This window comes from Micromonospora sp. ALFpr18c, assembly GCF_008868155.1.
Lineage (GTDB): Bacteria > Actinomycetota > Actinomycetes > Mycobacteriales > Micromonosporaceae > Micromonospora.
Map to the genome: position 1 here is coordinate 1 of NZ_WBKR01000225.1, position 9,683 is coordinate 9,683.

The 9,683-nt window shown below is 73.0% G+C and carries 9 protein-coding genes; 4 read left to right on the plus strand and 5 right to left on the minus strand.

The genetic code is table 11. The annotated features are described in order from the left end of the window. Positions 1 to 328 precede the first annotated feature (328 nt). Positions 329 to 1,126 (plus strand): ErmE/ErmH/ErmO/ErmR family 23S rRNA (adenine(2058)-N(6))-methyltransferase, encoded by a 798-nt coding sequence (erm, locus tag F8271_RS27360; RefSeq protein WP_151492734.1) that lies wholly within the window; start codon positions 329 to 331, stop codon positions 1,124 to 1,126. A 9-nt stretch (positions 1,127 to 1,135) separates the two neighbouring features. Here the strand turns inward: erm and F8271_RS27365 are convergent, their stop codons facing one another. Continuing rightward, positions 1,136 to 1,327, minus strand: coding sequence for a DUF2795 domain-containing protein (locus F8271_RS27365; protein ID WP_151492735.1), 192 nt, complete (start codon positions 1,325 to 1,327; stop codon positions 1,136 to 1,138). A 100-nt stretch (positions 1,328 to 1,427) separates the two neighbouring features. Between F8271_RS27365 and F8271_RS27370 the strand changes: the two genes are divergently transcribed. Next, a complete protein-coding gene (locus tag F8271_RS27370; RefSeq protein ID WP_151492736.1) occupies positions 1,428 to 2,684 on the plus strand; it encodes an erythromycin esterase family protein in 1,257 nt (418 codons plus the stop codon). Between the two features lie 105 nt (positions 2,685 to 2,789). On the opposite strand, the gene F8271_RS27375 is transcribed toward F8271_RS27370, so the two are convergent. The 3 genes from F8271_RS27375 to F8271_RS27385 all read right to left on the minus strand — a co-directional run bounded on the left by F8271_RS27375 (position 2,790) and on the right by F8271_RS27385 (position 6,128). After that, the gene (locus tag F8271_RS27375; RefSeq protein WP_151492737.1) at positions 2,790 to 5,006 is read right to left on the minus strand and encodes an MMPL family transporter; all 2,217 of its coding nucleotides are present in this window, start codon (positions 5,004 to 5,006) and stop codon (positions 2,790 to 2,792) included. After that, complete coding sequence (locus F8271_RS27380) at positions 5,006 to 5,593, minus strand: TetR/AcrR family transcriptional regulator (protein ID WP_151492738.1); 588 nt, start codon at positions 5,591 to 5,593, stop codon at positions 5,006 to 5,008. Before F8271_RS27380 ends, F8271_RS27375 begins: the two co-directional genes overlap by 1 nt. A 100-nt stretch (positions 5,594 to 5,693) precedes the next feature. Then, entirely contained in the window at positions 5,694 to 6,128 is a 435-nt protein-coding gene (locus F8271_RS27385) for a helix-turn-helix domain-containing protein (protein ID WP_225854795.1), read from the minus strand. A gap of 75 nt (positions 6,129 to 6,203) precedes the next feature. Between F8271_RS27385 and F8271_RS27390 the strand changes: the two genes are divergently transcribed. Both F8271_RS27390 and F8271_RS27395 read left to right on the plus strand, forming a co-directional pair. After that, on the plus strand, positions 6,204 to 7,721 hold the full coding sequence (locus F8271_RS27390; RefSeq protein ID WP_151492739.1) for an MFS transporter: 1,518 nt from the start codon (positions 6,204 to 6,206) through the stop codon (positions 7,719 to 7,721). Beyond that, positions 7,718 to 8,677 (plus strand): DNA polymerase domain-containing protein, encoded by a 960-nt coding sequence (locus F8271_RS27395; RefSeq protein WP_151492740.1) that lies wholly within the window; start codon positions 7,718 to 7,720, stop codon positions 8,675 to 8,677. The genes F8271_RS27390 and F8271_RS27395 overlap by 4 nt, the downstream gene beginning before the upstream one ends. 26 nt (positions 8,678 to 8,703) lie before the next feature. Here F8271_RS27395 and F8271_RS27400 read toward each other — a convergent pair. After that, the coding region (locus tag F8271_RS27400; RefSeq protein ID WP_151492741.1) for a chitinase at positions 8,704 to 9,683 on the minus strand (980 nt) is incomplete at its 5' end.

A 9,683-nucleotide genomic window follows, 5' to 3' on the forward strand; every position in this document is an offset into this window, starting at 1 on the left:
GGGGGGCATGTTCACGCATGCCCTGATCGAGGGGGTCGGTGCGCCGGCCGCCTGGGGTGCCCTGCTGGTGTCCCGTCCGCGAGTCCGGCGTCCGGCCCTGGCCGGCTGGGACGCATTCCGCCGCTGATCGGTTCACCTTCGCGGTGACGTTGGGGCGTCGCCCCACCATCGCTGATCGTCTGCAACGGCACGAGGCTGTCGCCTCGTCGTCTCGCGTACCCGCGCCATCGTCCAGGGCCGTCCGAGTCCCGATCCACTCGGACAGGCCCGGCACTTCCGGCTGCCTGTCCAGCCCGTCGCCGAGCGGCGACAGACAGGACGACGACCCGTGACGCCCCGCAACCTCCGACCGACCGAACGCGACCGGTCCCGTCGCGTACTCAGCCAGAACTTCCTCACCGACCGGGCCGCCGTGGCACGGCTGGTCCGTGTCGCCGACCCCGACCCGGCCGGGCTCCTGCTGGAGGTCGGCGCCGGCCGTGGCCAGCTGACCCGGCCGCTCGCCGCCCGCGGTGGGCGACTGACGGCGTACGAGGTGGACCCGGCCGCCAACCGGGAGCTGGCCGCCGTCTGCGCGGGCCTGCCCAACGTCGAGCATCGGCAGGCCGACTTCCTCGCCGCGGAGCCGCCTCCGGAGCCGTTCGCGGTGGTCGGCAACATCCCGTGGTCGCTGACCGCCGCCGTGGTGCGCTGGTGCCTGGCCGCGCCCCGGTTGCGCTCGGCGACCCTGCTCACCCAGCTGGAGTACGCCCGTCGGCGCAGCGGCGACTACGGCCGGTGGACCCGGCTCACCGTGCAGACCTGGCCGGAGGTCGAGTGGCGGCTGGCGGGGCGGGTGCCGCGTACCGCATTCCGGCCGGTGCCGGCGGTCGACGCCGGGATCCTGCGCATCGAGCGGCGCCCGGAGCCGCTGCTGTCGGCGGCGGCGCTGCCGGCGTACCAAAGGCTCGTGGGGTGGGGTTTCGAGGGCGTCGGCGGTTCCCTCGCCGCGAGCCTGCGCCGGCACCACCCGCCGGCCCGGGTCGCGGCCGCCCTGCGGGCGACGCGGATCGCGGCGGACACCCCGGTGGGGTACGTCTGGCCGGAACAGTGGTTGGTGCTGTTCCGGCTGCTGCACGCGCGGTGAACCGGGCCGTCAGGCGAGGGTGGTCAGCGCGGCGTTCAGCTCGTCCGGTGAGTCGAACTGCTCCGCCGGCAACGCCTGCAACATCTGCAACATGGCCGTGCTGGCCCCGTTCTCCTGACCCCAGCGGACCAGGTCCTCGCGGGAGACCGGGTAGTCGAGCCCGGCCAGGTACTCCTGCAACTGCACCCCGGTGACCGTCATGCCGGCCGGCTACCCGCTCGCCGCACCCGTACACCGGTCCGGCGTGTCGGCGGGCGGCGCGCCGACGGTTTGTCGGCGCGGCCGCCGGGTAGCCGCTGGCATGCTGGTTCAGCGGCTCGGCGCACCGAGCGACTTCGACCCGTTGCTGGAGCGCGTCCGGGACGCCCGGGTGGTGATGATCGGCGAGTCGACGCACGGCAGCTACGACTACTACCGGCTGCGCGAGCAGCTCACCCGCCGGCTCATCGCGGAGTGCGGCTTCTCGTTCGTGGCGGTGGAGGGCGACTGGCCGGACTGCGACCGGGTGCACCGCTCGGTCACCGGCGCGCCGGGCGGCGCCCTCGATCCGCAGACGGCGTTGGAGCGCTTCGAGCGGTGGCCGACCTGGATGTGGGCGAACGCCGAGGTGGCCCGGTTCTGCCGCTGGCTGCGGGCGTGGAACCTGGAGCGGCCGGACGGTCAACGGGCCGGGTTCCACGGTCTCGACGTGTACAGCCTGTGGGAGTCCATGCAGGCGATCTTCGACTATCTGGGCGAGGAGGATCCGACCTCGCTGGAGGCGGCGCAGGACGCGTACCGGTGCTTCGAGCCGTACGGCAAGCGGGTCGAGGAGTACGGCGCGGCCAGCCGGTTCGTGTCGGCCCGCTGTGAGGAGGAGGTCGTCCGGCTGTTGGCCCGTACCCGGGAACAGGCCATGTCGGACGGCCCGGACCGCTTCTCGGCCTGGCAGAACGCGGAGGTGGTGGCCGGCGCGGAGCGCTACTACCGGGCGATGGTGGCCGGTGGCCCTGATTCGTGGAACATCCGGGACACGCACATGCAGGACACGCTGGACCGGCTGCTGGATCGGTACGGCCCGGACGCCCGCGGGATCGTCTGGGCGCACAACACGCACGTGGGGGACGCGCGGGCCACCGACATGGCCGCCGACGGGATGGTCAACATTGGTCAGTTGGCCCGGGAGCGGTACGGCGACGACGCGGTGACGCTTGTCGGCTTCGGCAGCTACCGGGGCACGGCGATCGCCGCGCCCCGGTGGGGCTCGCCGTCCGAGGCGATGGTCGTGCCGCCGGCCCGGGAGGGCTCGGTGGAGCGCAGGCTGCACGAGTTGATGCCGGAGCGGGCGGTGCTGGTCTTCGGCGGCGACGATCAGCCGGAGTGGGTCACCGGGACGGCGGACCACCGGGCGATCGGGGTGGTCTACGACCCGTCGTTCGAGTCCTGGGGCAACTACGTGCCCACCCGCCTCGGCGAACGCTACGACGCCTTCATCTGGTGCGACGAGACGACGGCCCTGCACCCGCTGCAGGTCCCGGCGGTCCCCGGCGAGATGGAGACGTACCCGGCCGGAGTCTGAGCGGCCCGACCCGCGTCGATCATGGAGTTGTGGTGCTGGACGAAGGCCCCGGATCGGGGCACAACAGGCACCACAACTCCATGATCGACCGCGAAGGGCGAGGGGTTAGACCCGGGTTGGGGTGCGGTCCTGCAGATGGGTGCGGAGGCCTTCGCCTTCGATGTCGACGTTCGGCAGGGCGCGGGACAGCCAGTTCGGCAGCCACCAGGCGCGCGAGCCGAGCAGGGACATCACCGCGGGGACGATCGTCATCCGGACCACGAAGGCGTCGATGGCCACGCCGACGGCGAGCGCGAAGCCCATCGACTTGATCACCGGGTCCTCCAGGAAGACGAAGCCCCCGAAGACCGACATCATGATCAGCGCGGCGGCGGTGACCACCCGGGCGCCGTGCCCCATGCCGCTGATGGTGGCCTGCTGGGCGGTCTCACCGTGGACGAAGTCCTCCCGCATCCGGGACACCAGGAACACCTCGTAGTCCATCGCGAGGCCGAACAGGATGCCGATGAGCAGGATGGGCAGGAAGCTGATCAGCGGGCTGGGCGTGTCCAGGCCGACCAGGTCGGCGAGGTGGCCCTGCTGGAAGACCGCCACCGTGATGCCGAACGTGGCGGCGACGGTGAGCAGGAAGCCCAGCGCGGCCTTGACCGGCACCAGTAGGGAACGGAACACCAGCATCAGCAGCAGCACGGAGAGCCCGACGACGAGCAGCAGATAGACCGGCAGGGCGTCGGAGAGCTTCTCGGAGACGTCGATGCCGATCGCCGTGGCACCGGTGAGCAGCACGTCGGCGTTCCGGATTCCGCCCACCGAGTCGCGGACGTCGTGCACCAGGGTCTCGGTCGCCTCGTCGGTCGGGCCGGTCTTCGGCACCACCCCGAGCAGCGCGGTGCGGCCGTCCGGGCTGAGCTGCGGCGGTGCCACCGCCAGGACGTTCTCGGTGCGCTGGAGCAGGGCGGTGACCTGCGGTACGGCGGCCGACGTGGCCTGCGGCGTATCACCGGCGACGACCACCGCGAGCCGGCCGGTGAAGCCCGGACCGAAGCCCTCGGTGATCAGGTCACTCGACACCCGGGCCGGCGAGCCGACGGCGGCCGTCGAGGCGTCCGGCAGGGCCAGCCGCATGTCCGGCGTGGGCAGCGCGAGCAGGCCCAGGCCGAGCAGGCCGACCAGGATGACGGGTACGCGGAACCGGGTCACGAACCGGGCCCAGCGGAAGCCGAACCGGGACTTGTCCTCGGCCGGTGCGGTGCCGACGTCCGCTCGGTCGCCCGGGGCGTCGGCGGCGATCGTGCCGTCGGTGGGGAGCGCGCGCAGCCGGCGGGGGAGCACCCGACGGCCGGCGAAGCCGAGCAGCGCCGGCTGGAGGGTGATGGCGACGAGGACGGCGACGGTGACCGTGCCGGCCGCCGCGAGACCCATCACGGTGAGGAACGGGATGTCCACCACGGCCAGTCCGGCCAGCGCGATGACCACGGTCGCGCCGGCGAAGACCACGGCGGAGCCGGCGGTACCGACCGCCCGGCCGACCGCCTCCTCCGGCGGCAGGCCGTCGAGCAGGTTCTGCCGGTGCCGGGAGGTGATGAACAGCGAGTAGTCGATGCCGACGGCGAGGCCGAGCATCAGTGCCAGGATCGGCGCGGTGCTGGTCAGTTGGACGACACCGCTGAGCGCGAACAGGCCGGCCATGCCGGCGCCCACGCCGATCAGCGCGTTGAGCATGGTCATCCCGGCGGCCACCAGCGACCCGAAGGTGATGATCAGGACGATCGCGGCGACCAGGACGCCGAGCGCCTCGGTGGAGCCCACCTCGGGCTCACCGCCCAACACCTCACCGCCCGGGGCGACCTGCCAGCCCTGCGCCTCGACCGACGAGCCGACCTTTTCGTACGCGGCCTTCTGGTCGTCGGTGACCTCGTCCGCGCTGGTGGCGAACTGGACCTGGACCAGCGCGTACCGCCCGTTGGGCGAGACCGCGCCGACCTGGAACGGGTCGACGGCGCCGACCACGCCGGGCAGCGTCGACGCCTGCTGGACGAGCCCCCGCACCACGGCCTGGCCCTCGGGGCTGGCCAGCTGGCCGTCCGCCGGCGCCTTGACCGCGATGGTGCCGGTGGCGCCACTGGCCGCGGGGAACTGCTCCGCCAGCAGGTCGAGCGCACGCTGGCTCTCGGTGCCCGGCATGGTGAAGTTGCTCGCCGTCGGGCCGCGCAGGGTCGCCGCGGCGATGCCGGCGCCAACGAGTACGACGAGCCAGAGCGCGACGACGAGCCGTCGCCGGCGCAACGCGCCCCGGCCGAGCCGGTAGAGCAGGGTGGCCATCAGGAGTCCTTGTCCTCGGTCGTGGGTGGTTGGGGCAGTGGTGCGTCGACGGGTTCGACGGCCCGCCGGACGAGGGTGAGCAGGGCGGGGCGCAACTCGTCGTCGGGGATGTCGACGAACTCGGCGCACGCCTCGGAGATGCCGGCGAGGAGCACCAGCGCGGCGATCCGGGCGGCCGGCCGGTCGGAGTGGCCGGCCAAGGCGTCGCGCAGCCGGTCGGAGATCTGCTGGATGTGCGCGAAGGCCGGCTGGCACAGCAGCTCGGGGAACTCGCCGCGCAGGACCGCGATCTCCCGCCGGAACCGGACCGCCAGGTCGACGAAGCCCTGCGCCGCGACCTCCTGGGCGGCCGTGCCGGTCAGGCCGGTGAGCTGGTCGTCGAGGTCGCGCAGCACCCCGATCGCCGGAGCCATCAGCTCGGCGAGCAGGGCCTCCTTGTTGGCGAAGTGGTAGAGCACGGTGGCCTTGGAGCAGCCGACCTCGCCCGCGATGTCCTGCAACGAGGTGCCCCGGTAGCCGGTCACCGCGAACCGTCGGGCCGCCGCGGCGAGGATCTCGCCGTGCGTCTCGGACACCGCTCTGGCCATCACTGGTCCACCTCCGCAGACCAGCATGCCTGACCGATCGGTCAGAGCCTGACCGATCGGTCAGACGAACGTGGTGGCGTTCACCACAACGCGGCCTGGCTCAGCCCGCGTGCTCGGCGTCGTACCTGGTCCGCGCCGCGGCGATGGTCCGGCGGTGCCGCTCGGCCCAGCTGGTCAGCGCCACCAGCGACTCGTACAGCTCCAGTGCCATCGGCGTGGCCGTGTACTCCACCTTCGGCGGGACGGTCGGGTAGACCGTGCGGTGCAGCAGGCCGTCACGCTCCAGGTTGCGCAGCGTCAGCGTGAGCATCCGGCGACTGATGCCCTCGATGTGCCGCTCCAGCTCGGTGAAGCGCACCGGGCCGTTCGACGCGGCCACCAGGATGCCGATGCTCCACTTGCCGCCGACCCGGTCGAGCACCTCGCGGACGGTGCACGCCCGAGCCTGCCCGGGGGTGAACGGCACGGTCCCGGCCGCGCAGGTGAACTCCGCCTCGACCTGCGCGGACACATCGCTGTTCCTCTGGGACATCACAGTGCCTCCTTCCGCTCCGGCTCATGGTCACAGACGATGACGTCAGTAACAAAGCGTGCACCAAGGAGGCATGTGATGGACCGTACCGTCCCGGCCCGCTGGCCGGCCCTGCTCGTGCTCTGCGCCGGCAGCCTGATGATCATCCTGGACGGCAGCGTCGTCTCGGTGGCGCTGCCCGCCGTCCAACGCGACCTGGGCTTCACCGGCGCCGGCCTGGCCTGGGTGGTCAACGCCTACCTGGTCGCGTTCGGCGGGCTGCTGCTGCTCGCCGGACGCCTCGGCGACCTGCTCGGCCGGCGCCGGGTCTTCCTGGCCGGCGTCGTGCTGTTCACCCTGGCCTCGCTGGCCTGCGCGACCGCCACCGGGCCGGCCCTGCTCGTCGGCGCGCGCTTCGGCCAGGGCGTCGGCGGCGCGCTCGCCATGGCGGTCAGCCTCGGCATGATCGTCCGGCTCTATCCCGAGTCGGTCGAGCGGGCCCGCGCCATCGCCGTGTTCAGCTTCACCGGAGCGGCCGGCGCCACGATCGGCACGGTGGCCGGCGGGGTGCTCACCGAGCTGGCCGGTTGGCGTTCGATCTTCCTGGTGAACCTGCCGATCGGGGCGGCGATCCTGCTCGCCGCCGTCCGCCAACTCCCCGCCGAACGGGGCATCGGCCTGCGGGCCGGCCTCGACGTGCCCGGCGCCCTGCTGGCCACCGCCGGCCTGATGGCAGCCGTGCTGGGCATCGTGGGGACCGGTGAGCACGGCTGGACCAGCCCGCGGACCCTCGGCGCGGCGGCGCTCGCGGCGCTGCTGCTCGCCGGCTTCGCCGTACGCCAGCGGGTGGCGGCCACGCCGCTGCTGCCGGGCCGGGTGCTGCGCGTCCCGGGTCTGGTCGCGGCCAACGCCGTGCAGTTCCTCATGGTGGCCGCGTACTTCGGCTTCCAGTTCCTGCTCGCCGTGGAGCTGCAACTGGTGCTCGGGCTGGACGCGGCGGCCACCGGCTGGGCGTTCCTGCCCACCCCGGTGGTGATCGCGGTGGTGTCGCTCGGCCTGGCGGGTCGGCTGATCGCCCGGTGGGGCGCCCGGACCGTGCTGCTGGCCGGGCTCGCTCTGGCGATCGTCGGCTTCCTGCTGCTCGCCCGGCTGCCCGCCGACGGCGGCTACCTCGCCGACGTGCTCCCCGCGATGGTGATCTTCGGCGTGGCCGGCGGCCTGACGCTGCCGGCGGTCACCACGCTGGCCATGGTCGGCGCGACCGACGCCGACGCCGGGCTCGCGTCCGGGCTGGCCAACACCACCCAGCAGGTCGGCGGGGCGGTCGGACTGGCCGCGCTGGCCACCCTCGCCGCCGCCCGCGCCGACGTCCTGCGGGCCGGCGGGTCCGCCCAGTCCGAGGCGCTGGCCGCCGGCTACCGGGTCGCGTTCGCCGTGGCCGCCGTCCTGGTGCTCGCCGCGTTGCTGACAGCCCTGACCACGCTGCCCCGGCGCCCGGCCGGCCCGCTGCCCGACGCCGATGCGCCGGCCGGCGACGGCGGCCAGCCGAACCGGCCCGTGTCGAAGCGCCGCGTCCGGTTGACCGACGACGCCGAGGCCGGGAGGGTGATCGGGTGAGCGAGGCCGACGAGACCCGCGACGGGGTGGCCCTGACCAACCTGGACCAGCCCCTGTCCGACATCACCGACGCGACCAAGCGCGACCTGGTCGACTACCTGGACGCGGTCGGCGACCGGCTCCTGCCCCAGCTGCGGGACCGGCCGCTGTCGGTGATCCGGGTCCGCCCGGGCCAACCGCCCTTCATGCAGAAGAACCTTCCCCGGTACACACCCGACTGGGTACGCCGGGCGCCGGTCTGGGCCGAGGCGTCCCACCGCGAGATCTCGTACGCCCTCTGCGACGACCGGCGCACCCTGCTCTGGTTCGCCAACCAGCGGGCGGTGGAGTACCACCCGACGCTGGCCACCGTCGCCGACCTGCACCGCCCGACCCACCTGGTGCTCGACCTCGACCCGCCGGAGGGCGACGGATTCGCCGCGGCCGTCGCCGCCGCGCTGCTCGTCCGCCAGGCCCTCGCCGGCGCCGGCCTGGCCGGGGCGGTGAAGACCAGCGGGGCCAAGGGCGTGCACGTCTTCGTCCCGGTGACGGGCGACCCCACCGCCGAGGAACTGGCCGCCGCCACCCGGGCGCTCGCCGCTCGTGCCGAGCGGATCGACCCCGCGTTGGCCACCACCGCATACATCAAGGAGGACCGGGGCGGCCGGGTGTTCGTGGACGCCACCCGGGCCGGCGGCGCGACCGTGGCCGCCACGTACAGCCCACGGCTACGCCCCGGGATGCCGGTCTCCTTCCCGGTCGACTGGGCCGACCTGACCGAGGTCACCCCGGCCGACTTCACCATCCGGACGGTGCCGTCGCTGGTGGCCGACACCGACCCGTGGGCCGCCGCGATGCCGGCCCCGCAGCCGCTCCCCGCCGACCTGGTCGCCGAGGGCCGGACCATCCCGGTCGCCCGGGTGCAGGCCATGCACGAGGGCAAGCGCCGGGCCCGCGCCCGCCGGGAAGCCGGCTGACGGTACGCCCGGCGCCTGCCCCCCGCTCAGCGTCCCTGCAGACGCTTCACGGTGTCGCCGAACGTCCAGCCTTTCGACCCGTCCCAGTTCGCCGACCAGGTCATCAGGCCCTTGAGACCGGGCACGCTGTTCCACGCCTGGGTGACCAGCGACGTCGACAGGTAACCGCCACCCGCGCCGACCTGCGCGGGCAGGCCCGGAACCTGCTTGTCGTACGGCACGCGGATCGTGGTGCCCTGGATGGTCAGGCCGTTGTTCAGGCACTGCGTCTGCACCGTGAAGCCCTGCACGGTGCCAGCGGGGTACGAGTCGCCCGCGCAGCCGTACATGCTGCCGTTGTAGTACTGCATGTTCAGCCACCAGAGCCGGCCGTTGTCCACGTACTTCTTGATGATCGGCAGGTACGAGCCCCAGATCGAGCCGTAGACCACGCTGCCGCCGGTGACGTAGGCCGTCTCCGGTGCCATGGTCAGTCCGAAGTTCGACGGCATCCGGGCCAGCACTCCGTCGATGATCCGGATCAGGTTGGCCTGCGACGTGGACAGGGTGTTGATGTTGCCGCTACCCGTCAGCCCGGTCTCGATGTCGATGTCGATGCCGTCGAAGTGGTAGGCCGTCAGGATCGGCACGATCGTCGCGATGAACCGGTCGGCGACCGCGCTGGAACTCAGGTCGATGCCCGCGGCGGCTCCGCCGATCGACATCAGAATGGTCGCGCCGGCCGCCTTGGCCTGGCACATCTCGGTCGGGGTGGCGACCTTCACGCCAGCGTCCATGCCGTTTTCCCAGAGCACCGTGCCGTCCGCGCGGATCACCGGGAAGGCCGCGTTGATCACGTTGTAGCCATGCTGGCTGAGCCGGCTGTCGGTGATCGGGATCCAGCCGAGGCCGGGGTGCACGCCGTTGGAGGCGCCGTCCCAGTTCTCCCAGTAACCCTGCAGCACCTTGCCGGCGGGCCGCGACTTCACCGCGCAGGTGCCACCCGTCGGCGGAGGCGTGGTGGGTG